Below are 24,444 nucleotides of genomic sequence, written 5' to 3'. Positions count from 1 at the left end.
ATGTTGCCCCTTTAGAACCACCAGGCAGGAAACTTCACCTCTTTTCCTCAATCTATTCTACAAACCACCCTTCCTCGAAAGGAGATTCCCTCGTGTTGCGTTGTCTACGAGTCCTTGTTGGAGCCTTGCCGCTTCTCATCTTCTTTGGGCAACCCACAAAGGCCCAACAACAATCCACACCGCCCGATGTTCCCGTGCCACAGGCGCCTGGCGTACGCGACATCGCTTTCGACACTTGGGTGGGCGTAGATGCGCTTGGCAGAACGTTACCCACTGCGGCCGATACGCATCCGCCCCGCCGTCGCTTTGTCGGCATCTTCTACTTCATCACCCAGGGCATGTTGGCGCGCTATGATGCCGGAGGCCATGCTACCTACGATGAACCCCGCAACCTGCACGACAACTCAAAGATCATTCAAGAAGTTCACGGAGACCCCCTCACAAAACCGCAAGCCTGGCAACCTTATGCGGTCTATTGGTGGGGCGAACCGGTGGTGGGCTACTATATGGCCGACGACCCTTGGGTGATACGGCACAACCTCCAGATGCTTGAAGAGGCCGGGGTGGACGTGATATTCTTCGATGTGACCAACGCGCTAACCTATCAGCCGGTCTATCTCCAAATCATGGCTGTTGCCGAACAGATGCGCCTGCAAGGCAACCCCACTCCACAGTTTGCCTTCGTTACCCACTCTCGCGGAGGCTACACCGTTACGAAACTTTATAACGATTTCTATTCGCGCAACCTCTTCCCAGACCTCTTGTTCTATTGGCAAGGCAAACCGCTTATCCTCGGCGATAAGAACGCGAAAATGGATGATGGGGCCCCGCTTGACCCCAAAATCCGCAATTTCTTCACCTGGCGCTACTCGTGGGCATGGGAGCCAGGCCAGGATAAATGGCAGTGGATTGATAACTACCCACAACGCTGGGGCTGGCACAACGATCCCAACGTCCCCGAAGAGCTGCCTGTTGCCGTGGCCAGTCACCCGGTGAACGATATCGGCAGAAGCTACCATGGAGCACCGGGGAACGGAGGCTATGAGCCTCCATTAAACAACCAGGACATCGCCGCCGATGTGGACAAAGGGGTCTATTTTCAGGAACAGTGGGAACGCGCCCTCCAAGTAGACCCACAGTTTGTGTTTGTCACCGGCTGGAACGAGTGGACGGCTATGGCCTTTCCCTCCCCCGGCCCAGCCCTGCATTTTCTTGGAAAACCGGCCCCGAAAGGAACCTTCTATTTCGTGGATGAATACAACGAAGAGTTCAGTCGTGACATCATGCCTATGAGAGGCGGCTTTGGCGATAACTACTACATGCAACTCGTGGAAAACATTCGCCGCTACAAAGGGGTACGCCCTATACCGGTCGCGCATGGCTTCCATACCGTACCCCTTGGCGACTTTGACGCATGGCAAAGCATCGCGCCGGATTTTCTTAACTTCATCGGCAACACCATGCACCGCGATTGGCCCGGATGGGGCACCCACTACTACGTTGATAACTCCGGTCGCAACGACATCATTGAAGCGAAAGTGGCCTGCGATGCCAAATATATCTACTTCTATGCCCGCACGCGAGAAAAACTAAGCCCCTATACCGACCCCAACTGGATGCAACTGCTGATTGATAGCGACCAAAACCCTAAAACCGGCTGGCATGGCTACGATTTTGTCGTGAATCGCAAAGTGCTAAGCCCTACCGTTACTACCATCCAGAGCTTGCATAGCGGCAAGGTGTGGCGCATTCCCTATCGGGCGAAAGGCAATGAGCTGATGGTTGTGGTGCCGAGAAGTATTCTCGGACTAACAAACCTACAGAAAACCACGTTCGATTTTCACTGGGTAGATAATGTGCCGATAGGCGGCGATGAAAACATCGTTAACTTCTGGTATGAGGGCGATAGCGCTCCCGATGGGCGATTTAACTATCGCTTCATTGATGAGCGCTGAGAGGGGAATGCAACCCGATGATTACCCGACGCCAACTGTTAACAACAGGCAGTGGGCTACTTGCAGCTGCCTATTGCAGCACAAACGATGTGCCCTCATCGGCAGCAACGCCTCGCTCGGGGAGGGTTTTGAGCCAAGCGTGGCTACGCACGCTCGACACGCAGATCGTAGATGAAAAGGGAAACCCGGTGGTTCTTCAAGGCATCAACCTCGGAGGGTGGCTTGCAGAAGAGATGTGGATGTTGCCATTTATTACCAAACCGTCCTCCAATAGCAACCTCCCTCCAATTCGCGATCATGTTTCCTTATGGAACGTTCTGCAAGCCCGCTTGGGCAAAGCAAGTAAGCTGCGCCTCATGGCGGCCTGGCGCGATCACTGGATAACAGAGGAGGATTTCAAACGCATTTGCGACATCGGCTTTAACTGCGTGCGCCTTCCCTTTCTCCACGATCTCTTTGAGGAGGAATCGAACCCATGGACATGGTTTGATAAGACCATCGAATGGGCGGGGAAATACGGTCTCTATGTCGTTTTGGACATGCATGGAGCACCAGGTCGCCAAAGCCGTGACCACCATACAGGCGAAGAGGGGCGCAATCGCTTTTTCTATGCCCCTAACAACATCGCCAGAGCGGAGCGCATCTGGCAGACCATCGCGAAACGTTACCGTGATCGCCCAGAGATAGCGGGCTACGACCTCCTCAACGAGCCGATGGGCGCTCCCAATACGGCCATGATCTACCTCGCCGAAGACCGTCTTTATCGCGCCATACGTTCCGTTGACGAGCAGCACCTCATCTTTTTTGAAGACGGCTACACCGGCCTTGATAATATGCCCTATCCCAACGTGCTTGGCTGGACGAACGCGGTGTTCAGCGCCCATTCCTATCAGTTCCAGGCGAAATCCGCTCAAGACCACCTGAATGCGCTCGACGGGCTTATCGCGCATGTGGAACAGGCCATCTACCAACAACGAGGGGTGCCCTTCTATCTCGGCGAATTCAATCTAGAGCCTTATGGCACACCTCAAACCCTAGCCACATGGGTACAAACGCTAAATGCACGTCACATCTCCTGGTCGCTCTGGACTTACAAAGTGGCCATGCGAAACGGCGACACCTCCATGTGGGGGCTATACCATAACACCCAGCCCATAGCGCAGCCGCTCGATCCTTATCGGGATAGCGAAGCGGAATTGATCGCCAAAATGGATCAGGTCAAAACAGCCAACCTGGAGGAGAATAAGGCACTCACTACGGCGCTTCAACAGGCGCTTAAAGCAAAATAGGGCGAAGCAGTAGCTTCGCCCTAGCTGGTTGGATGGCTTGCACCGATCAGTCGCCGCCCGTAGCTGCGTTCTGGTTGGGAACGGGCGGTTGAGGTTGCATCGTCTGGCCGGCGCTTTGATCCATCTGCTGCTCCTGCTGGTGCACCTTCTCCGATTCGCTTACCGGATGGTTTGGAGAGGGCTTCTCAGAGGGTTGCGAGGAGCACCCGGCAAGGCCTATTGCCATAAGCGATAGGAGCATGAGGAAGATGATGGGTCTTCTCATCTTGCCTTCACCATTTAGTAGAGATTCCATAAAGGCCAAGGCTGCGTCCACGAAGGTTGTTGCGTGGTGTAATAGGCCATATTCTCGTAATTTGGAATAGGCATTCCACCATACTGAGCCGATGTAGGACACATTCCGAGAAACGCGGTTGCCTTCATCCACTTCGCATGGCCATCGCAGTAGCCGATGTTGAACCCGTCGTTATGTGGGGCGAACTTTTTGTTTACCGGGTTACTTGGGTTCCCATCTGGTGGAAAGATCAGCTTCGCCCAGTATTCGCGTGTGGCCTCAGGGTAGGCGATCAGGTGAGCTCCATTGCCCACATCATAGGAACCAACGGCGGGATAGTTGGTCTCCATCGTAAGCATGGCCTCTGCAGGAGAATTGAGACCGGCCAACTTTCCGCCCGTCCACGAATCGCGGAAGGCACCGTAGCGATTGGGGTTGCCATAGGTGTTGAGGCTGCCGGTAATGGCGAGGTTAAGTCCATAGCCCGCACCAAAGATTTCGGCATCGTTCAACCAGCTGGGCTGATCGTAGGTACGGCTTGGGCAGAACATAATCTGGTTGTTCTTGGTGTAGGGATAGGTCCACCACCACCATTTGTAGTGGTTGATTCGGTCACCGTAAGGGCCATTACATCCAATGGCCGTAGAGGGCGCACCGGGCAGAGGCACCGTGCCGCCATTGGCGCAATCGTCGTTTCGAGGCCAGGTTTCATCATAGTCCTGCACATACATCAGCAGGCCGAGGATCTCCTGCTTTGTGTTGGACAGACAGGAGATTTGCCGTGCCTTTTCACGCGCTTGCGCAAACACGGGGAAGAGTATCGCCGCGAGGATGGCGATAATGGCGATGACGACGAGAAGCTCAATGAGGGTAAAACCCTTCTTTTTTACTTGCATACCGACTTTCTCCTTTCGTTTTGCTTGCCGGAACTCTTCTGGAGTTCGCAACGAAGTGGATTTTTTGTGAGGAACAAAGAGCGGCATCGATCGGGTGGATCGACGTTGATCGAGAAAGTGCTCGTTTTGGTACGGCGGGAATTATACCCCTTTCTACAGCGCGTTTCAATTTCCTCCCAGCACTTTGCTCTATGCTCTTGGTTCCAAAGAAAGTTATACCAAGAGGGATGTTAAGGAGTTTTTAAGGAGCAGGGGTGCCAAAAAAATTTTTTCAAGGACATCCGTTCCCTGCCTACAAGCCAAGCGGCAAGGTGTGTGTTCACCGGTGAAAATATGGAATAACCTAACAGCCCTAAAACCACATCGGCAGGTCTAGGAAGGCTGAATAAGATTGTGCGTTATTTCACAAACCGATTGACGGCTTCACTTGCAACGGGTATACTGCCCTTCGATGGAAGACGAAAGCCACGTTTTGTCTCGTGCGACGATGCCGGGGTTCGACCACACGAATGAGGTGGAAACCTTGACACAAGTTCCTAACAGCAGAGTACCCGTTCCAACTTTGGAGCGGTTAGCTACCTACTTGCGCCTGCTTCACGATCTCGACCAGGCCCATATCGAAACGGTCTCTTCCAGCGAAGTGGAACGTCAGACCGGCATCAACGCCGCTCAGTTCCGCAAAGACCTCTCCTACTTTGGCGAGTTCGGAAAACCGGGCGTTGGCTACAATGTGCCTGAACTGCGTCAGCGCATCACACGTATCCTTAAAATAGATAGGCCTAAACCCGTTATTCTTATCGGAGCGGGGAACTTGGGTTCGGCCCTAGTGGGCTATCCTGGGCTGAAGGAGCATCAATTCGAGCTTGTGGCCGTGTTCGACAACAACTATGGCAAAATAGGGCGGCCGCTATGGAACTTAGTGATCCAAGATATTGCGCGTCTCAAAGAGCTAAACGATTCGCTAAAAGCCCGCATTGCTATTCTGGCCGTTCCGGCAAGCGCCGCACAGGATGTTTGCGAGCGCCTGGTAGATGCCGGCATACGCGCCATTCTTAACTTCGCGCCCGTTCTGTTGCGTGTGCCGGAAGGGGTCTATGTACGCAATGTCTCCTTCATTCAAGAGCTTGCCGTGCTCTCTTATCATCTCTCCGAAGAGGAAGAGCGCGAAAGACAACAAAACGGCCACAACCAAGCGGACATGGCAGAGTCTCATCTTACGACTTTGGCTGCCTATGCCGCAGCCGTTGAACCCGAAGTTCCCGACAGAACAGAGGCACCTATTGAAAGTTGAAACCACTCTATCCGATTTTTCTGGACATTAGCGACCGGCTCTGCGTGGTGATCGGTGGCGGGCCGGTGGCAGAACGTCGTGTGGGCGGGCTGCTGGATGCCCATGCAAGGGTGCGTGTGGTGTGCCTTACGGCAACGGAGCGCCTCCAACAGTGGGCTGCTATGGGACGTATTGAGTTGCGGATGGAACCCTTCCAACCGGTTCATCTGGATGATGCCATGCTTGTTTTTGCCGTTACAAACGAACACACGGTTAATGAGGAGGTGGCCAGAAGCGCCAAGGAGCGAAACCTCCTTGTTAACGTCGCCGACGCGCCGGAGCAAGGGCATTTTATCGTTCCCTCGGTGGTGCGCCGTGGCGATCTGTGTCTCTGCGTTGCCACCGGCGGCCAGCAGCCGAAACTGACGGCCCAAATTGCCGACGAGCTGGCCGAACGCTATGGCACCGAGTACGAAAAGCTTTTACAACTGCTCGGAAAACTGCGAAGCGAGATTCTCACTGCCACTGCCACCGACCCACAGCTTCGTCAAGAGGCGCTAGAGCGGCTCCACGAGCAAACCCCAAAGCTCCTGGCGATGATTCGGGCTGAGCTTGACCCGGAACCGGAGGCGCGTGCCGTTCTTAACCAACTGCTTCGCCCTTGGCTTTCCCAGTCATCACCAAAAGAGGGACAACGGTGATGCATATCGTGCTCGTGGGTATGAATCATCAAAGCGCTCCCCTCGCCCTTCGCGAACGGCTAAGCTACCAAAAGCATGCCCTCCCCGCTGCGTTTAAAGCGCTTAGCACAGCCTCTTCGGTCCATGAGTGCGTTATCCTCTCCACATGCAACCGCGTGGAGGTCTACGCCGCCGGATCGGTGCCTCCTACCCAGCTTTGCGAAGAGCTTATCGCCCATATCTCACGCTTTCACAACATACCTACCACAGAGTTCGCCTCGCTTCTCTACCGCAAAACAGAGGAGGAGGCCGTTCATCACCTTCTGCGCGTGGCCTGCAGCCTCGATTCGATGGTGATCGGTGAGGCTCAAATTCTGGGGCAAGTGCGAGAAGCGTTGCGTACCGCACAAAGTGTGGGCGCCGCGGGGCCGCTGCTTTCGCGACTTTTCGAGCATGCCCTCACGGCCGGTAAGCGCGTCCACACAGAAACCGAGATCGGGCGTGGCGGCTTCTCTATCGGCCATGTTGCCGTAGACCTTGCAAGTCGCATCTTCGACGATTTTACCCACGCCCAGATTCTCATTCTCGGCGCCGGCAAAATGAGCGAACTGGCCGCTCGACACCTTATTCAAAACGGCGTTCGTTTCGTGGTGGTAGCCAACCGCACCTACGAACGCGCCCGCGATATGGCCGAACGCCTCGGCGGGCAGGCCATTCATTTTGAAGAGGCCTTTGAAACGGGGCTTGTACAAGCCGACATCGTCATCTCCTCTACGGCAGCTCCTCACCCTATTCTGCGGAAGGATAATCTCCTGCCCATTATGCGGCGGCGGCGTGGAAAACCGCTGTTTCTCATAGATATTGCCCTCCCACGTGATGTGGCGGAGGATGTCAACGATCTGGACAATGTGTTCGTCTACAACCTCGATGACCTCCAAGCCTATCTAAATGAACACATTCAAAACCGAGAGGCCGAGATACACCGAGCCGAGGCCATCGTGGACGAGGAGCGGGTTCGCTTCCTTGCATGGCGCAAGACGCGCGAAGTTACGCCCGCCATCGGTGCGCTGCGCTCGCATCTCGAACAGATCAAAGAGGAGTACTGGCAGATATTTGCTCCGCGCCTCGCTCACCTAACCGAAAAAGATCGCCAAACCATTCGAACCATGATGGACGCGATCCTAGATCGGGTCGCCAAAGACCCCATACAACGCTTAAAAACGGCAGCATTGGAGAACACGAGCGACTACGACTTACCCCGCGCGCTTTATGAACTTTTTGGAATAACGGCGGCTGAGCCTGCTTCCGACCAGCCAACCGTTCCCGGCGTGAACGCCGCCCATAACGAAACGACACTTTCTGTAACCCCTGCGGAACCGGAGCGATGATCGAACCTTCTATCCTGATCAACGAGCTGGCGCTCATCTGCTATGTCGTTGCCGCCATTTGCTATGGGGTCTCATTGGTCTTACTCGCACCCAAGGCCCCATCAAACGCCAGCGGCAACACGTCGCTCCTGTTCTGGGCACGCGTGGCTCTCGTTTCCGCCATCCTCCTGCAACTGGCAGCTACCGGCGCCTGGTGTGTTCTGACCCATCTGTCGCCCTTCGCCAGCAAGTACGGCACGCTCGCCGTTATGGCCTGGACTTTGGCCATTCTGCTTCTTCTCTTTGACCTTCGCCTAAACCTTCGCGCCCTCGGTGCGGCGGCTTTGCCGATCATTATCCTTTTTCTTGTCTGGGGGCTTCTCAATACCAACAGCCCTCTGGCTAAAAACAAGATGATCGAAACGCAGATTGTTAGCCTGCACGTTATGACCATCGTAGCTGGAATCGCGCTGTTTGTGCTCGCTTTCGCCTGCGCCTGCCTTTACCTCCTACAAAACCGCCTGCTCAAAGCACGCCGCGTGGCCGGCCCCTTCCGCCTGCTCCCCCCACTCGCCACGCTCGATCGGGCCGCCTACCTCTCGGTGGCCTACGGCCTGCCTCTCCTAACGCTGGGTTTGGCGCTGGGTGTGGCCTACATAATCCATCTCAGCACCTCGCCCCTGCTCTGGCTGGAAGACCCCCACAACCTCGCAGCCTTCATTACGTGGTTCCTGTATGCCTTCTATCTGCTGGCACGTTTGGCGTTTGGCTGGCGCGGCATTCGCCTTCAATACGTGCTGGTAGCAGGCCTGCCGTTCCTGCTTATTCTCTACCTTCTTCCCTCCCCAACCCATCACTTTCCTCAATGACACGCCGATAGAGAAGAGGGTAGGGAAGAAGGTATAATTTTCTACTAACCTTGCAGTGTTCGAGGAGCCGATGGGAATGGGGATTGGAGAGATGCAGGAGACAGATGTGAAAATACGCGAGGGGCTAAGCTTTGACGATGTTCTTCTGGTGCCCGGAGAAAGCGCCGTGCGCCCCGCCGATGTGGATTTAAGAACGGAAATTGCACGCGGTATTTGGCTGAAAGCCCCGGTGCTTAGCTCGCCGATGGATCGGGTTACGGGCGCACGCATGGCCATTGCGATGGCGCGAGAAGGAGGGCTTGGCATTATTCATCGCAACATGAGCCCGGCCGCACAGGCACAAGAAGTGGATAAAGTGAAGCGCTCCGAACATGGAATCATCGTAGACCCCATTAGCCTTCCCCCGAATCGCACTATCCGAGACGCCCTGCAGATCATGGAGCGCTACCATATCTCCGGCGTGCCTATCACCGAGCCGGAAACCGGCAAACTCGTCGGCATCCTTACCAACCGCGATATCCGCTTTGAAACCAACTACGATCGTCCCATCCATGAGGTGATGACCACCGATGCCTCGCGCCCCGGTGGACTGATCACCGCCCCGCTCGGCACCACCCTAGAACAGGCTCAACAGATATTGCAAACGCATCGCATCGAGAAACTGCCCATTGTGGACGAGAATCGTCGCCTTCTTGGGCTGATCACCATTAAAGATATCCAAAAAGTTCGTGAATACCCCAACGCCACGAAGGATGCCCGTGGGCGCCTGCGATGTGGAGCAGCGGTAGGCCCCTTGCGCGACCCGGTGGGGCGAACGACAGTCCTCGTAGAGGCCGGTGTAGATGTGATTGTTATTGACGCAGCCCACGGCCATTCGCTTGATGTCATCAACGCCGTGCGCGCCATTAAACAAAAGTTTCCCGATCTGCCGGTTATTGCCGGCAATGTTGCCACGCGAGAGGGCACCCGCGCCCTCATCGAGGCCGGCGCCGACGCCATACGGGTGGGGCTTGGAGCCGGTAGCATCTGCACCACCCGCATCGTTAGCGGCGTGGGGGTACCTCAATTCACCGCCGTGATGGAGTGTGCCGAAGAGGCCGCCCGCTATGACATACCGGTCATCGCGGATGGCGGCATACGATGGAGCGGCGATGCCACCAAGGCGTTGGCCGCAGGGGCCGCTGCGGTTATGGTGGGCAACATGCTGGCCGGCACCGATGAAGCCCCAGGGGAGGTGATCCTCTATCAAGGTCGCGCCTATAAAGAGTATCGCGGCATGGGCAGCGAAGGGGCCCTACAAGAAGGCTCCAGTGACCGCTATGGCCTTGAGAACGCCTCCCGCTACGTTCCCGAAGGCGTGGAGGGTCGGGTGCCCTACAAAGGCGCGATGAACGATACCATCTATCAACTTCTCGGTGGCATTCGATCCGGGCTTGGATATGTGGGTGCACGAACCATTAAGGAGCTTCACCAGAAAGCGCGATTTGTACGCCAAACGTCCGCCTCGTTGCGTGAAAGCCACGTGCATGATGTTTGGATCACCAAAGAGCCACCCAACTACTCCAGCGAATACGCTTTTAATGAAGGCAGTCGCGACTAACCCAAGCGCAACATTCTAGGGCACATAGTAGCTTAACATAATGCCGTCGCGAATGGGAATGAGGCTGCTGATAAATTGAGGGTCTTGGGTGAGCAACCGTGTGGTTTCATGAATGGCTTTCGTCGCTTCGGATGTGTCTGTCGGATTGAAAATAGCGCCATGCCATAACATGTTATCTAACAATAAAACCCCACCAGGCCGAAGTTTCTCCTTGATTACCGGTATCGAGGCCGGGTAGCCTGTTTTGTTTATGTCGTTGAAGATAAGGTCAAAAGGCCCCGCGGTCGCCCTCAAAGTCTCCACCGCCTCCGCCACGTGAAACTGCACGATATCGGAATAGCCAAGGCGCCCCAAATAGTCCCTTGCCTGTGAGGAAAGGTTCTCATCCCAAACCACGTGGTGAACCACCCCGCCGCCATTTTCGCGAACGGCACGCGCAAACCAAGCGGTTGAGTAGCCATACCCAGAACCTAGTTCAAAGATGCGGGTGGCCTTCATCATACGCGCGATGAGATAAAGAAAATGCCCACCCGCAATGCCGATGATGGGAAAGCCGATCTCGCGGGCACGTGCCTCCATCTCCAGCATAATCTCATGGCGTTTGGGAACGAGGCTCTCTAGGTAGTCCATCATCTGTGGGTGAAAAAGGTCGGGCATTGTATCCTCCGTCTACGAAATTTCTGCAGAGCTTACTTCTCATGCAAGGCCGCTTTTTCCTGCCTCTCCTGTCCCCTACAAAAGGCTAGGTTTTTTGCGTGTCTTTCACCATCTTAAAGCGCTGGTGGGAATGGAAACTTAAGATTTCTCGCCTTCGGCTCGAAATGACAGTTGTGGCATCAGCTCGAAATGACACGTGTTCATCTCGTCTTCGGCTTGAAAGGACGGTCGTATCACCGGCTCTTCAAGTCCCATCCCCTCCCCCTACAGGGAGGGGGCTGACCACCTCAGCGGCCTGTGTCGTCTTCTTAATTGCCTATCTCTCTGGCCGCTGCGTTGCTGTCCGCGAGGACGAAAGGACGGGATAGGGGGCGAACGAGATAAGCCCACTTTGCTAACTGGCTCTAGAACCGAAGCGATTGGCAGTCTCTGCAGCCTCACCCCTCGCCCTCAGGACAGGTGGGAATTGCAATTCAAGATTTCTCGCCTTCGGCTCGAAATGACAGTTGTAGTATCGGCTCGAAACGACAGTTGTATAGCCGGCTCTTTAAGGCCCCCACTCCCCCGCCCCTCCCCCACTTTGGGAGAGGGGAGACCAGTAAGCTTATCGGCAATTTTCTATGATAATCTCCCCTTCGGAAACCAACCATAACCGCCCCCTTTCTCCCGAACCCGGAATCCTGCCCCCTCAAAACCTAGAGTTTAGATGGTAAACTCTAGCTAAGAAAGAAACGATGGGCGAACTTGAACCATGCGGTACGTACGCCGCCTCTTGAATGGGCTGCTTCTTCTATTGCCCGCCGGCCTCGTGCTTGTGGGTGGCCTCTTCGGTGTGCGCCGCTGGACCAACTTTCTCTTGTCCGACCAAAATCTTGCCCGCATTCTCTCAAACCAGGCCACACAGGCACTGGGGCGCACCGTGCGCGTGGAGCGCGTTCACTTCCAGTACAGTCCCTTCCGCCTAACCGCCAATCGGGTGAGCCTCTATCAGGTTTTTGTAGCCGAAAGTCCCCGCACGCCCAGCGTACCTCTGGCAACTGCGGCAAAGGTAAGCCTGTCCTACGATCTCGCCACCCTCCTCTTCGCGCATAACCTCCAAACGCCCTATGTAAAGCAGATTCAACTCACCGACCCTTTCCTGTTTGTAGCTCGTAATCGCTCCGGCCTATGGAACTTTAGCCAACTCCTCAAACCCAAAAAGAAGCCCGGCAGGCCGCTCACCCATCATATCCTCATCGCCAACGGCACCCTACGCTATAGCGATAACGCCCTCCTATCGCCGCGCACGACGCCCGTACACGCCACCCTTACCCATATCAACGGTACTATCGCCCTACTGCCTAACGGCACTTTCGGGCTTGACCTTAACGGCCTAGGTCGCCAGGGCCTCAAGGGTGCCCTTCACTCTACTCTCCTCCTACAACCCAACCAAGTTCTTGCCCTACAGCTGGATGGAAGGGGTCTTCAACTACCCGATATCGCCCAACAGCTTCTACCGAGCCGATTCGGCCAGGTAAGGGAGGGACAGGCCGACCTCCATGCCGATCTGCTTTTAGCGCCCCATCCGCTTACGGCCGCATGGACTATCGGCAAACGCTGGATGCAGATCGAAGGGACTCTGCGTCTTCACAACGCTGTCTTCCTCCCCTCCCATCTCGGCGCTCCTGTTACCGACCTGCAGGCCGACCTCACGCTGCTCCCTACGCTTTGCCAAGGGACCCTGCAGGCTCGTTTTGCCGGCAGCCAGATGGCGCTTTCAGGCCGCGTGGCCAACCTCACCCAACCCTTTCAGAACCTTGTAGCCGATGTACAAGGCAACGGTCAGAATCTCCACTTGGCTCAAGTCTGGTCTCAACTTCGATACCTGCCGTGGTTTCAAACGCTCTCTCCGAAAGTGCGGTCGCTTTTGCCACATCTCAACGCGACTTCGCCCTCCCTTCACTTCGCCCTCATAGGCCCTCTTAACCACCCGGTAGCCCAACTTCAAGGTCTCCTTAACCACGTGAACTACCGAAATATCACCGCCGGCCCGCTGCAGCTCAAAGCTTTTTATGCGGACAATCGGCTTACGGCCGACCTTCATGGCGCGTTTGCACACGGCCAGGTGGCGATTCGTGCGAATGCCATCACCTCACCGAAACTCGCCGTCACCGCTCAAGCCCACATGCAAGGCCTGCAGCTACAAACGCTTGGAAACCTGCTTCATCAACCTATGGAGGGCACCGCCAAAGCCGACGTGGCGTTTCGTGTGCAGAACGGCCAGGAGCCTCAGTTCAACACCCAAGTGGAGGTCAACAACTTCCGCTCCAAAGGGCGCCGCATCGCCCTCACCTATCTTCGCGCACAAGGAACGCCTCAGCAAGTCTTCATCCGAAACTTGCGCCTAGAAGACGATATGGGCATCGCTTTAGCCCGTGGGCTGGTAGATGTCGCCCATCAAAAACTGAACCTCAGGCTGGTGGCCGATGAAGTGGATATCGGTGGACTTTGGCGTGAACTCACCCAAGCCAAAGCGACGAAAGCGCCCCTGTTCATGGAAGAGAATAACAGCTCCGCTCCCTCTTCTGCTGCCCTGTTCGACCTTGCCCAGCTGAAGGGGGTTGGTTACCTAAGAGCGCACATTGGAGGCTCCTTCCATCAGCCGCAAGTAACCGGCGTGCTTAACGCCTTTTCCATTCAAGCCGGCCGTTTGGGGTTCGATAGAATCAGCGCAGGGTTTCAATTAACCCCGAATTCGCTCCAGATCGTAAGAGGGCTTGCGGAGCAGTACCCCGGCGAGCTTACCCTTCGGGGAACCATCAACGGCTTGCAAAGTCATGACCCAGGTGTTGCCTTAGTCGCCGCGGTACGCCATGTGGATGTGAGCGATCTTCTTCAAAAACTAGGGGCTTTGGACACATTGCAGAAAACCGCCATTCGCCCCGACTCCATCGTAGGCAGTCTGGAAAGCTCCGAAATAGATGTGGGCGGCACCCTCCACGATCTGCATCTGCTTCATCCCGTTACGTTCAGCTTACAACACGCCTCGCTCAACGGCGTAGCCCTCTCCAATGCGGAGGCCACCCTCTACTATACATCGCGTCAGGGCCTTCAGCTGCAAAATGCTCAGATTGATGCTGCGAAAGGTCACATTGTGGCTCATGGCACGCTGACACCCGATCATCAACTGCACCTCGATCTCATTGGGGATAGCCTCAGCATTCCCGATTTGGCGGCAATGCTAACCGGCAAACCCTATGCCGACCTAACCGGTACCATCGGCTTCTTTAGCCAAGTACAAGGGCAGCTCAAGGACCTTGAAGCCACCGCGAACCTCAACGGAGCTAATTTAGCCTATCGCGGTGACGCCCTTGGCCAAATGACAAGCCGTTGGGACTATCAGAAAGACCGTATCCAACTCAGCCAACTTACCTTTCTTCCCACCGATTCGACTACCCCTTCTAAACCAAACTCGGAACCTGCCGAAGCGATCACCGTTCACAACGCGACTTATGATCTTAAATCGAAGCAGATTGCGGGCACCATCGAGTGGAATCGGCTTCAGCTAGCACGCTTCCTCGACCTGCTAGGGGCTTCTCCTTTCGCCCAAACAGGTGCCGGTCAGCGCACTCTCACCTATCTTCGCAGCTTCAATCCGCCTCTTCAGGGCAGCTTTTCGGGCACGGCCCAACTCACCGGCACCGCCGACTCCCCCATTGCCGACATCCGTTTCCACTTAGACCAAATCCAGATCGGCACCAACACCATCGCCTCCTTGCAGGGCAGCGGGCGACTTACCAAAGAGGCCCTTGTAATGCCCCTGCCTCAAAGCAACGCCCCGGCTTTAACCCTTAACAGCCCGGAAGCCACCCTCTTCTCCAAGCAGATCAGCGTGGCATTCCACGGCCCCATTCAAGGCGATCTCAGCCTCTATAACTTCGACCTTGGCCGACTCACCGAGTGGCTCCCTACAGTGAACACAAGTCTAACGGCGACTTCGAGCAACGCACTCATCCAAACGCTTTCTCAGTTGAAGGGGAAGGCCGATCTTTTTGTCGTCGCCTCCGGCACCACGAAGGCGCCGGTTCTTGATGTCTCCGCCGATGCGAAAAACGTGCTCTTGCACACCTCGTTCCGCGATTTTCGCATAGACAGTATTGATGTAAGTCACCTCCATATCGCCGAGCCGCGCGCTGTGCTCGACCCCGTAACCGTCTCTATCGCCGTGACGGGGGCTGATAACCAACCTCAACAGTTTGAAACGGAGTTTTTTGGTTCGACCGACTTCTCATGGCAACCTCCTTTCCTGCCCAATACAGCAACACTCGACTTTACAGCCCGCGTGCCTCAACAGAAGATCGATCTCCTCCGCGTCTTTGCTCCTAGCCTCGCGCTCGATACGGATGGTGTCTTCTCCCTATCGGCTCATCTTACCAATACCGTTCAATCGCCCAACGTCAACGGAGCACTCGACATTCAAGCCAATCGCCTTCGCATTGGCTATCTCGACACCACTACCCACAAACCGCACTACCTGCGTACCGGCCTGCGCAACATCGCCGGCTCGCTCATTTTCAACGGAAGTCAAATCCAAGTATCTAACGATTTTCATGCGGAAACCGCTCTTTTCGACCCCAAAACCGGCGCGGTTCTTCCCAACACCGTTCAGCCGGTGAATCTTTTTGGGGCACTGCCCATCACGCAGCAGAGTAATACCGGAATCACGCTGCAAGCCGCCGACATCGCTTTTGACGAATCGCCTATCCCCGGGTTTCACAGCGGCACCGTACGAGGAGAGGCTCGGGTTTTGCTCCAAGTTGCAGGTTCGCTGGCAAGGCCGGAGCTTCAAGGCGATGTCTACATTAGCGATGCGCTTGCCATCCCTCCATCCGATGTAGGAGGTACCGGTGCCGGAGGGTTTGTTATCCCGCTCGTCCATCGCTTCCAGCTCGCCCTCCATCTCGACCGTAACGTGCAGCTATCCGCTTCGGCGCTTAGCGCCCGCGTAAGCGGCACCATTCTGGTTTCTGGGGTACCAAGGCGCGCAGCGAACATGGCAACCATCGAAGGGACAAGCCCTGCCGGCGCCTCCTCGAATCTCGCCGTCCAATTAAACGGAACCCTCGATATCCTCGAAGGACGCCTGAACCTGCCCACGGCACGCTTTACCATCTTGCCGCCTGGGCGCATCACGCTGAGCTATCCTACCCCAGACCCCGAACAACCAAACGTGCCCATCCTTGGCATTGATGTGAACCTGCGCGCCCAAACGAATATGACGCTGGCCGCACCTGGCACCTTTTCCGGAGAAAAACGCTATCGGGTCATCGTGAATGCCCAAGGTCCTATCACCGGCAACGTGTTCGACCCCGTAACCCAACGCTCGCGCTTACGCCTTACCTTCCAGACGGATCCGCCCGACTTCATCGGCGATCAGCAGCTGCTTGAACAGCGGTTTCTTGCCGCACTCGGCGGCCCGGTGCTCTCGCAAAACACCTTTGGGTTAAACCCAACGCAGCTTTTCACGCAACAGCTTACCAGCCTTGTGGCCGGCGCCGTTTTGCCCACCATTTTCGAGCAGCCTGCCCACGCGCTCGGCTTTGAAGAGCTTGCCCTCAATTACGATCCTTTTCAACGGCTTAACCTCGTCATCAGTCGGCACCTTTTCGGCCCCATCTACTTTACCTACACCCGTACCCTCGTCAACGCCCACATTCAAGAGACGTTCAGAGCGAGTTTCCGCTTCAGCCGCCGCTTCCAGTTCACATTCCAGCAAGATGAACAAAACATTAAATCGTTCCTGTTAGAGGGAATAAGTTCCTTCTAGAGCTTTCTGTGATCTCCGTTCCCCCTATCCGTTCTCTAGAAACAGCCCCTACCGCGTTTACAAGCCGGTCAGCAAGCTCCTCTGTGATTTCACCTAGCTAATGCCCATACTCCGATTGACGCGACACAAACAAACAGCCGTTGGTTGGGTCGGGATAGTTTTCCGTCCATCCGTGGAGTTCACAAACTGCCGCCGGCACCAGGTGCTTGGCATGGAGATCGGCAGAAGGACAGTTCTGTGAACCCTCGCGAACGAAATAGTTGCAAATTCTTAACGAGGAGCCTACCCCCATTCGGCAGGAGGAACCGAAAGACCTGTTGAATCTACACTTTGTGAACCGGCATAAGGCCTGCCCCCACAGGTTTATCTGTAACATTGCGCGTTTCTTAACGTCCTACTTCAAAGAAAGTCGTGATACGTCGGTCAAACGCAAACATCGAGCAGGTGTCCGTCGCTCTTCTCTACACCTTCAGAGATAGGTTACCATGTTCTATCAGGCCTGCCTAAGAGGTTCTTCTGCAGCCAACGTCGAAAATGGAGGGTGTACGTTGTCGCCCTCTGAGGCCGCTGCCGCAAGCACATCGGCCGGAGACTCTGTGGTCAGCATGAACGCCCATTCATCGGACGAGGCGGAAAGTCGCCTCGAATTTGACGAGCTTGTCGCCCGATACGAAAAGCGGATATTTAATGTTGTCTACCGCTTCTTGGGAGACTACGAAGAGGCCGCCGATGTCACGCAAGAGACCTTCATCAGCGCCTATAAACACTATGCTAACTTCCGTGGCGACTCAAAGGTGTTCACCTGGCTGTATCAGATAGCACGTAACCTCTGCATCAATCGCCTGCGACGCCGCGAACGCCAACGCCATATCCGAATCGAGTCACTTGAACAGATGAGCGATCCCGACGACGACACCCGCACCACACGCGATATTGCGGATTGGACTCATTCCCCGCAGCAAGTGCTCGAACAAAAAGAGCTGCATCAGAAAATCCTTGCGGCCATCGACTCCTTGCCCATTGAGTATCGAGAGGTCATTATTCTGCGTGAATTTCAACAGCTCTCTTACAACGAAATTGTAGAGGCCACCGGCCTCAGCCTCGAAAACGTGAAAACCCGACTCTCACGGGCGCGCGCCATGCTGCGGCGTAAGTTAGAGCCATACTACCGGTCATAGTCTAATTTGAGGCCCAAACAGGGTAAACTCTGTTGCGACTTATTAATTCTCTTACTCGTACGCGCCTCTTAGCGCGTGCACAAAGGAGTGTCCTACAGCAAAATGAGCCTTCGGCCTATCGGGAAACAATCTGCTTCTCTTGTATTGCTTCTTCTCAGCATGATGCTGATTTTGGCATCGCCTCAGGTGAAAAGTGCTCCGCTTGCTCAAACCCCCGATTCGTCAACGGCTCCGCCACCCGCTGCCCAACAAGCCCCCCGCATCTCCGATATCGAGGTGCGCGGAAACCATAACCTTAATAGCGTTTTCATTATCGGCGCGAGTGGTGCTAAGGTGGGCGACCTCTTTACCCCACAGCTCCAAGCCCAGATGGAACAGAACCTGCTAGATACCGGCTACTTTGGTGTTCTCGACCCCGACCCACGCAACGGCGTGAACGTCTACGCCGAAGAGCCAACCCCCCCTAACGGCACCTGTAAGGTGATCATCTCGGTGGACGAAAACCCCATGATCACCAACATCAGCATCACCGGAACCGGCCCCATCAAACCGGAAGTTGTGGAGGCCCAACTGCAGGGCCTGAAGCCCGGCAACGTATTTAACAGCAAACAGTTTCTTAACGATGCTAATGCCATTATAGACCTCTACCAAAAGCAGCACTACATCGCCTCGTTTAGTCAAGATGTGCCGATTGATGCCTCGGGCGTGCTTCACATCAACATTATCGTCGCCAAAGTGGCCAGCCTCGATTTTGTTGGGCTGCACAAAACGCGCAAGTCCTATATTATGCACGTCATCAAAACGCGCGTCGGCAGTTACTTTAATACGGATACGCTGGCCCAAGACCGTGTAGCCCTCCTCAACACCGGGCTTTTCGACGACGTGCGGCCCTCCGTTACCGTGGTGGGAACCGGGCAGATCGCCATCACCCTCAATTTCACGGAAAAGCGCTCCGGAGAAATCCATGTCGAGGCAGGATACAGCGACACGGAGCGCTTTATTGGAGCTATTGAACTATCCGATAATAACTTTCGTGGGCTAGGCGAACACCTTGCTGTGCGAGGGGAGGTGGGGGGAATCGCCAACCGTACTAGCGTTGAGCTTGACTTCGATGAACCCTACCTCGGTGGGCGCAACACCAACCTCGACGTGCAGCTTTACGACAAAACGGTCTATCGGTTCTCCAGCTCCCTAAGCGCTGCAAGCCCCATTGCACCCATTCCAGGCACGACGGCTTCCATCACAAACAACTACTACACCGAACAACGCGCCGGAGGCATCGTTACCGCTACCCGCCCCTTCGGGCGTTTCTACAGCGCCTCCCTATCGCTTCGTGCGGAAAACGTAACCACCGACCTGCTTAACTTACCCCCGCAAGACTTGAACATCATCCAAAACGGCCCCATCGTGTCCGTCACCGGCTTCATTAGCCACGATACACGTGACCTCTATCTCGACCCCTCTAAAGGCGGTGTGCAACAGATAGGGGTCGAGATCGGCCATGCCAACATCAGCACACCGCGCACCATCTACGGCATCCCCGTTACCGGCACCATTACCGGCAGCGTCAACTTCCTTCGCACCAGCTTCGAGGCACGCCAATACTTTAGCCTTAGCGGCCAACGACCGCTCAACGACCCCACCAAACCGGAAACCGTGCTGGCTCTGCGCGCACTCGTTGGAGCCTCTACCGGCACGCTCCCCTTCTTCGAGCAGTTCTTCATGGGGGGAGCCGATACCCTTCGCGGTTATCGTGACGACCGGTTTTGGGGCAAGTACGAGTTCCTTACCTCCATCGAACTGCGGCAGCCTCTCGCTCCGAAGTTCACCGGCGTTCTCTTTGTGGATATCGGCGATGCCTGGGGCGGCCCCTACAGTAACGTAAATATCAACGGTTTTTCACAGCGGGGTTTCCATCCCTACATCGGAGTAGGACCGGGGCTGCGTATTGTCACCCCGTTGGGGCTTATCCGTCTCGACTACGGCATAGGAAGTGAGGGCGGCCGCATCCACTTCAGCTTCGGTTCTACCTTCTAAACCAAACAGGGGAGCATAGCGCCGGCGATTCCGTAATAGTAATTGATGCACTAAAAACCAACGAGTACGAAGAACCTTCCGATTTCAGTTATAATGTAAGATATTCCTACTTACCTGGAATTTGAAGCAAGAAAGAACATCTGTTGCACGTATGAACGTGTTTTAACAGAAAAATCCATCCTTTCTGATGAGGAGAAAACACTATGCGATCAAATGATAGCCGACCCATGTTGTACTGGATTGTGCTGGCCGCGATTGTCTGGGGTATCGTGGCCTCCCTTTCCCATGCCTTCGCCGATGCCAAAAGCGCCCCCGTCGACATACGCTTCGCCTCTGTGGATATGAACCGCATCCAAACGGAGTATAAGTTGGTACAGCAGTACCGTGACCAGATGCAGGCAGAAACAAACCAGCAACAACAGCTGCTGCAGGTGATGACGGACAACCCCTTTCTCTCCGAACAAGACCAAAAAACCCTAGCTACGCTCCTGCAAAAAGCCAATACGCCGGCAGGGCTTACCCCCGCCGAAAAGCAGCAGGAACAACAGCTTCTGGATCAGAGCAAAAAGGCCAACGACGACTACCAGCGCCTATCGCAATCCCAAAATTTAAGCCCCCAAGATAAACAGACGCTCGATAACTATCTTAACCTTGAAAAGGCAACCGAAGCGCGAATTAACCTGCTGAAGCAGCAGTTCCAGCAGGATATGCAGAATAAGCTCGATGCCGCTATGGCTCAACTTACCAAGAACATTCGCGATGCCATCGCGACCGTCGCCAAAGATAAGGGCTATGCGCTCGTGCTCGATAACTCCGTGGCGCCCTACGCACAGGCCGACTGCACCGACGACGTGCTGAAAATTCTGAATAAGTAACGCCTCTTCTCACACAATGGGCGACGTGGAGGTGTTGCTGTAGGTGGTTTGTACTAAAAAGAAGCTGGCTCTCGCTACAGCTTGCTTGTTTCTTTGCTTTTTGGGAGAAGGCTGCGCTCCAAAACCCCCCTCTGCGAAACTCTGTTTCGTGAGGATGCAAGCCCTTCTCCCTTATAGCCTCCCGCTTTTTGCAACCGCATTACCCGCAACCTCCTCGGCTACAGCAACGCCTGCCGTTGCACCGATGGCCTTTTCTGCCCCTCCCCCCCCCTTCGTCTTCCCCCCTCCTATAGGCGCCACGCTGGCGGCCGCGCGGCGCCAGCAGCTTAACGCCGATGCTGCGCGCTATCTGCAGCGCTTTACCGAGTCCCTTCAAGATGCCGCACAGCTCGACTTCGACCGCTATAAGAAGGAACAACAAACCGCAGCCCAACAGCAGCTCCAGAAGGCCTCCGATAGCATTCGCGCCCAGGTCATGAACTCGCTGCAAAGCCAACTCGCCCAACTGAACCGACAGGAGACGCTTCTTCAGTTTCGCGAAATAGCCGCGCAAACCCAGGTGCGGGCTACCTCCGGCGTCTTTGCAAATAGTCAAGCCCACCTCGATGCCCTCTCACAACAACGCCTTATTGCCCAACAGCTCGCCCAAGTCGAATCGGCTCGTAAACAGCTTTTCGCACAAGCCGATCAACAGATCGCCCAAGCTATTTCCCAAACACGTCAACAGATCGAGGCCGATCTGCAAAACCGTCTGCAAGCCTATCGTAAACAGCAAGATGCAGAAATAGCGCGTCAGGCTGCTCAGGCGGCAGAAAATCAACAGGCCCTCCTTCAAGAGGTCAACCTCGCACTTCCCCCCATTCCGTCCATCCCCCCACCAAGCGTCTCGCTGCCGGTGATGCTGCCCTCACCATCTCGCACAGCCCTTCCAACGGCACAGCAAGCCGTCCAAAAGGCAACGGCCAATGCCGCCATGCAGGCCTCTCAGATGGGGGCTGAGTTTGCTCAAATTCGTCTCCAAGCGCTCCGCCAAGAGGTGCGCGCCATTTTGCAACAGCGGGGTTGGCACCTTGTGCCACAAGGCACACCCGGCGCCTTCGATGCTACCGACTTTGTAAAAACGCAACTCCAACAGGAAAGAGGGCGTAGCCTACCATGAGCTGTGTTCTATCGCTTTCACTGCGACAAATTGCCGAGCTGCTGAACGGCTCTCTGCAAAACGCGCCGGAGGATGTTTTCATTACCGGCGTTGCCGACATTGAAGATGCCGAACCTGGGGACCTGGTCTTCGCCGAAAATGCCACCTTTCTTCGCAAGGCCCTTCGCTCTCCGGCCACGGCCGTTCTCACAACCCCTGCACTGGCGGCACAGATTGCCGATTCCAAGCCCCTTATTCTGGTCGAAAATCCACGGTTGGGATTTCTCAAAATTCTCGAATCCTTTGCTACCCCCCCGCCGTTTGAAACCGGCATCCATCCCACGGCCATTCTCGGCGAAGGAGTGGTTCTTGGGAAAGAGGTGTCCATCGGACCCTATACCACAATTGGGCCACGAACGCACATCGGAGAGAGAGTGCGCATTGGGGCCGGAGTTAAAATAGGGGCCGACTGCTTCATCGGTGACGACTGTCTTATCTACCCCAATGTGGTGCTCTATCCCAATGTTAAAATAGGGCACCGCTGCATTCTGCATGCCGGTTGCGTGCTCGGCTCCGACGGCTTTGGCTATGTGCCTACACCAACAGGCCTCAGTAAAATGCCCCACCTGGGCATCGTGGAGGTGGGCAACGACGTGGAGATCGGAGCGAACACCTGCATCGATCGGGCGCGAACAACGGCTACACGCATTGGGGACGGCACAAAAATTGACAATCTTGTGCATGTAGGGCATAATGTTCAGATAGGGCGTTCCTGCCTTATCGTAGCCCAAGTGGGCATTGCCGGCAGTGTAAAGATAGGCGACGGCGTTATTCTGGCAGGGCAGGCCGGCATTGCCGACCACCTTACCATTGGCTCGAAAGCTCGAGTGGGTGCGCAGGCCGGCGTCATCGGAGATGTGGCCGAAGGGGAGACCGTGTCGGGCTATCCGGCGCGTTCTCATTGGACCAAAATGCGCGAGTACGCCGCCATCGCCGAGCTGCCCAACACCTTAAAGCGCCTGCGCAGTCTAGAACAAAAAATCGCCGAGCTAGAAGCGAAATTGAATGACAGCTGATACTCTTTCCCAACATACCTTGGCCGATGCCCTCTCTGTGCGCGGAACAGGCATTCACACAGGCGCCACCGCCACGGTGCGTTTGCGGCCTGCTCCCACCAACTTCGGGCGCGTCTTTTGGATAAAAGGGCAAAGCGTTCCCGCAACGGCCGAGTACGTGGTAGATACCCAACGCTGTACCACGCTTGGTAACGCCCAAGTTCGTATCAGCACGGTGGAGCATCTGCTCTCGGCCCTGTTCGCATTAGAAGTAGACAACGTCATGATCGAGGTCGAAGGCCCTGAACTCCCCATCCTCGATGGTAGCGCACAGCCTTGGGTAGAGGCCGTTATGGAGGCCGGCATTGTTCCCCAGTCAGAGCCGGCGCCAATCTTTAATCTCTACACGTCGCTGAGGGTAACTATGGGGAAAAGCGTGGCCGAGTGCTCCCCGGCCCCAAATCTTCGCCTATACGTGGAGTTTGTTTCGGAGGATTGGCCGGAGGGTACGGCCAGCGCCGAACTGCCGTTGGGTTGCGGGCATGTCGCCCTCTACAAAGAGCGCGTGGCCCCGGCTCGTACTTTCGCCTTCCGCAAAGAGGTCGAGGCGCTGTTGGCAGCGGGGCTTGCTCGGGGGGGTACCCTTGAAAATGCCCTCCTGATTGACCCACCCCATTGCTTCTCCTCCCCCTTGCGGGTAGAGTATGAGTGGGTCGCTCATAAACTGCTCGATCTTATTGGGGATCTCGCCCTTGTCGGCGCCCGGTTCAACGCACACATAGCGGTGCACCGCCCAGGGCATACTATCAACACAAAATTGGCGCAAGCGATCTATCGAACCATTCAAGCGCCTTACGAAGGAGATATAACTGCATGAATCATGTGCTGGACATAGAAGCGATACGTCAGTTGCTCCCGCACAGATACCCTATGCTTTTGGTGGACAAAATCATCGAGTGGCAACCCGGTGAACGAGTCGTAGGGTTAAAGAACGTCACTATCAACGAGTCCTTCTTTAATGGGCACTTCCCCGAAAAGGCGGTGATGCCCGGGGTTCTCATCCTCGAATCGATGGCGCAAGTGGCCTGTCTCATTATGCTGCTTGCCCCCGAACATCGCCATAAGCTGCCCTACCTCGGCGGTATTGACCGCTGCCGACTTCGACGCCCCGTCGTTCCTGGTGATACGTTAATCATCGAAGCGACGTTATTAAGAGTACATGGGGATGCGGGCAAAGTGCAGATGATTGCCCGCGTGGACGGGCAGGAAGTGGCTAGCTGTGAAATGCTCTTTAAGCTCGTGGAAAATAAATCCACCCCGGTCACAGTGGAGGCAGGAGATAACAACAGTGTCTAAGCGGTGGCATCCTACAGCCATCATTGACCCCCGGGCCGAAATAGAACCCGATGTGGAGATCGGGCCTTACTGCATCATCGGTAAGAACTGCTTCATCGGTGCCGGAACGGTGCTGCATGGCCACGTGCAGATATTTGAAAAC

At 55.5% G+C, this 24,444-nt stretch carries 18 protein-coding genes and 1 pseudogene; 16 read left to right on the top strand and 3 right to left on the bottom strand.

Annotated features, from left to right (window positions below):
* Nucleotides 1–92 precede the first annotated feature (92 nt).
* Nucleotides 93–1,955 (top strand): hypothetical protein, encoded by a 1,863-nt coding sequence (locus VKV18_RS14920; protein ID WP_324204977.1) that lies wholly within the window; start codon nucleotides 93–95, stop codon nucleotides 1,953–1,955.
* A gap of 17 nt (nucleotides 1,956–1,972) precedes the next feature.
* Nucleotides 1,973–3,244 carry a glycoside hydrolase family 5 protein gene (locus tag VKV18_RS14915; RefSeq protein WP_324204976.1) on the top strand — a complete coding sequence of 424 codons (1,272 nt, stop codon included), beginning with the start codon at nucleotides 1,973–1,975 and terminating at the stop codon, nucleotides 3,242–3,244.
* A gap of 46 nt (nucleotides 3,245–3,290) precedes the next feature.
* Here the strand turns inward: VKV18_RS14915 and VKV18_RS14910 are convergent, their stop codons facing one another.
* Nucleotides 3,291–3,509 carry a hypothetical protein gene (locus VKV18_RS14910; RefSeq protein WP_324204975.1) on the bottom strand — a complete coding sequence of 73 codons (219 nt, stop codon included), beginning with the start codon at nucleotides 3,507–3,509 and terminating at the stop codon, nucleotides 3,291–3,293.
* Nucleotides 3,510–3,523: 14 nt separating this feature from the next.
* Entirely contained in the window at nucleotides 3,524–4,414 is an 891-nt protein-coding gene (locus VKV18_RS14905) for a prepilin-type N-terminal cleavage/methylation domain-containing protein (protein ID WP_324204974.1), read from the bottom strand.
* A 523-nt stretch (nucleotides 4,415–4,937) separates the two neighbouring features.
* On the opposite strand from VKV18_RS14905, the gene VKV18_RS14900 reads away from it, so the two are divergent.
* The 5 genes from VKV18_RS14900 to guaB all read left to right on the top strand — a co-directional run bounded on the left by VKV18_RS14900 (nucleotide 4,938) and on the right by guaB (nucleotide 10,200).
* Complete coding sequence (locus VKV18_RS14900; RefSeq protein ID WP_324204973.1) at nucleotides 4,938–5,705, top strand: redox-sensing transcriptional repressor Rex; 768 nt, start codon at nucleotides 4,938–4,940, stop codon at nucleotides 5,703–5,705.
* Nucleotides 5,702–6,385: a bifunctional precorrin-2 dehydrogenase/sirohydrochlorin ferrochelatase gene (locus VKV18_RS14895; protein ID WP_324204972.1), complete on the top strand. Its 684-nt coding sequence runs from the start codon at nucleotides 5,702–5,704 to the stop codon at nucleotides 6,383–6,385. The genes VKV18_RS14900 and VKV18_RS14895 overlap by 4 nt, the downstream gene beginning before the upstream one ends.
* Complete coding sequence (gene hemA / locus VKV18_RS14890; RefSeq protein WP_324204971.1) at nucleotides 6,385–7,752, top strand: glutamyl-tRNA reductase; 1,368 nt, start codon at nucleotides 6,385–6,387, stop codon at nucleotides 7,750–7,752. Before VKV18_RS14895 ends, hemA begins: the two co-directional genes overlap by 1 nt.
* Nucleotides 7,749–8,600, top strand: coding sequence for a cytochrome c biogenesis protein CcsA (gene ccsA, locus VKV18_RS14885; protein ID WP_324204970.1), 852 nt, complete (start codon nucleotides 7,749–7,751; stop codon nucleotides 8,598–8,600). The genes hemA and ccsA overlap by 4 nt, the downstream gene beginning before the upstream one ends.
* A gap of 70 nt (nucleotides 8,601–8,670) precedes the next feature.
* Nucleotides 8,671–10,200 carry an IMP dehydrogenase gene (gene guaB, locus VKV18_RS14880; RefSeq protein WP_345786428.1) on the top strand — a complete coding sequence of 510 codons (1,530 nt, stop codon included), beginning with the start codon at nucleotides 8,671–8,673 and terminating at the stop codon, nucleotides 10,198–10,200.
* Nucleotides 10,201–10,215: 15 nt separating this feature from the next.
* Here guaB and VKV18_RS14875 read toward each other — a convergent pair whose 3' ends face one another.
* Nucleotides 10,216–10,857: an O-methyltransferase gene (locus VKV18_RS14875; protein WP_324204968.1), complete on the bottom strand. Its 642-nt coding sequence runs from the start codon at nucleotides 10,855–10,857 to the stop codon at nucleotides 10,216–10,218.
* A 751-nt stretch (nucleotides 10,858–11,608) separates the two neighbouring features.
* Here VKV18_RS14875 and VKV18_RS14870 point away from each other — a divergent pair.
* The 9 genes and pseudogenes from VKV18_RS14870 to VKV18_RS15870 all read left to right on the top strand — a co-directional run.
* Nucleotides 11,609–16,663 carry a translocation/assembly module TamB domain-containing protein gene (locus VKV18_RS14870; protein ID WP_324204967.1) on the top strand — a complete coding sequence of 1,685 codons (5,055 nt, stop codon included), beginning with the start codon at nucleotides 11,609–11,611 and terminating at the stop codon, nucleotides 16,661–16,663.
* 548 nt (nucleotides 16,664–17,211) lie between these two features.
* Nucleotides 17,212–17,841, top strand: a complete 630-nt coding sequence (locus VKV18_RS14865; protein WP_324204966.1) for an RNA polymerase sigma factor — start codon at nucleotides 17,212–17,214, stop codon at nucleotides 17,839–17,841.
* Between the two features lie 102 nt (nucleotides 17,842–17,943).
* The gene (locus VKV18_RS14860; protein ID WP_324204965.1) at nucleotides 17,944–19,878 is read left to right on the top strand and encodes a BamA/OMP85 family outer membrane protein; all 1,935 of its coding nucleotides are present in this window, start codon (nucleotides 17,944–17,946) and stop codon (nucleotides 19,876–19,878) included.
* A 203-nt stretch (nucleotides 19,879–20,081) separates the two neighbouring features.
* Nucleotides 20,082–20,753 carry an OmpH family outer membrane protein gene (locus tag VKV18_RS14855; protein WP_324204964.1) on the top strand — a complete coding sequence of 224 codons (672 nt, stop codon included), beginning with the start codon at nucleotides 20,082–20,084 and terminating at the stop codon, nucleotides 20,751–20,753.
* Nucleotides 20,754–20,901: 148 nt separating this feature from the next.
* On the top strand, nucleotides 20,902–21,912 hold the full coding sequence (locus tag VKV18_RS14850; RefSeq protein ID WP_324204963.1) for a hypothetical protein: 1,011 nt from the start codon (nucleotides 20,902–20,904) through the stop codon (nucleotides 21,910–21,912).
* Nucleotides 21,909–22,967 (top strand): UDP-3-O-(3-hydroxymyristoyl)glucosamine N-acyltransferase, encoded by a 1,059-nt coding sequence (gene lpxD, locus VKV18_RS14845; RefSeq protein ID WP_324204962.1) that lies wholly within the window; start codon nucleotides 21,909–21,911, stop codon nucleotides 22,965–22,967. Before VKV18_RS14850 ends, lpxD begins: the two co-directional genes overlap by 4 nt.
* The gene (lpxC, locus tag VKV18_RS14840) at nucleotides 22,957–23,823 is read left to right on the top strand and encodes a UDP-3-O-acyl-N-acetylglucosamine deacetylase (protein ID WP_324204961.1); all 867 of its coding nucleotides are present in this window, start codon (nucleotides 22,957–22,959) and stop codon (nucleotides 23,821–23,823) included. Before lpxD ends, lpxC begins: the two co-directional genes overlap by 11 nt.
* A 5-nt stretch (nucleotides 23,824–23,828) precedes the next feature.
* Nucleotides 23,829–24,302 carry a 3-hydroxyacyl-ACP dehydratase FabZ gene (fabZ, locus tag VKV18_RS14835; RefSeq protein WP_343217382.1) on the top strand — a complete coding sequence of 158 codons (474 nt, stop codon included), beginning with the start codon at nucleotides 23,829–23,831 and terminating at the stop codon, nucleotides 24,300–24,302.
* Nucleotides 24,295–24,444: pseudogene (locus VKV18_RS15870) on the top strand (acyl-[acyl-carrier-protein]--UDP-N-acetylglucosamine O-acyltransferase); the annotation flags it as partial. The gene fabZ and the pseudogene VKV18_RS15870, both read left to right, overlap by 8 nt.

This window comes from Chthonomonas sp. (assembly GCF_035294505.1).
Classification (GTDB): domain Bacteria; phylum Armatimonadota; class Chthonomonadetes; order Chthonomonadales; family Chthonomonadaceae; genus Chthonomonas.
The sequence above is the reverse complement of the archived record's forward strand: the minus strand, read 5'-3'. Positions and strand labels throughout refer to the sequence as shown.

Coding starts and splice junctions, on each gene's coding strand:
- VKV18_RS14875 (WP_324204968.1), bottom strand. CDS start 10,857: ATGCCCGACCTTTTTCACCCACAGATGATGGACTACCTAGAGAGCCTC.
- VKV18_RS14915 (WP_324204976.1), top strand. CDS start 1,973: ATGATTACCCGACGCCAACTGTTAACAACAGGCAGTGGGCTACTTGCA.
- VKV18_RS14870 (WP_324204967.1), top strand. CDS start 11,609: ATGCGGTACGTACGCCGCCTCTTGAATGGGCTGCTTCTTCTATTGCCC.
- VKV18_RS14860 (WP_324204965.1), top strand. CDS start 17,944: ATGAGCCTTCGGCCTATCGGGAAACAATCTGCTTCTCTTGTATTGCTT.
- ccsA (WP_324204970.1), top strand. CDS start 7,749: ATGATCGAACCTTCTATCCTGATCAACGAGCTGGCGCTCATCTGCTAT.
- hemA (WP_324204971.1), top strand. CDS start 6,385: ATGCATATCGTGCTCGTGGGTATGAATCATCAAAGCGCTCCCCTCGCC.
- lpxC (WP_324204961.1), top strand. CDS start 22,957: ATGACAGCTGATACTCTTTCCCAACATACCTTGGCCGATGCCCTCTCT.
- VKV18_RS14905 (WP_324204974.1), bottom strand. CDS start 4,414: ATGCAAGTAAAAAAGAAGGGTTTTACCCTCATTGAGCTTCTCGTCGTC.
- VKV18_RS14855 (WP_324204964.1), top strand. CDS start 20,082: ATGCGATCAAATGATAGCCGACCCATGTTGTACTGGATTGTGCTGGCC.
- VKV18_RS14910 (WP_324204975.1), bottom strand. CDS start 3,509: ATGAGAAGACCCATCATCTTCCTCATGCTCCTATCGCTTATGGCAATA.
- guaB (WP_345786428.1), top strand. CDS start 8,671: ATGGGAATGGGGATTGGAGAGATGCAGGAGACAGATGTGAAAATACGC.
- lpxD (WP_324204962.1), top strand. CDS start 21,909: ATGAGCTGTGTTCTATCGCTTTCACTGCGACAAATTGCCGAGCTGCTG.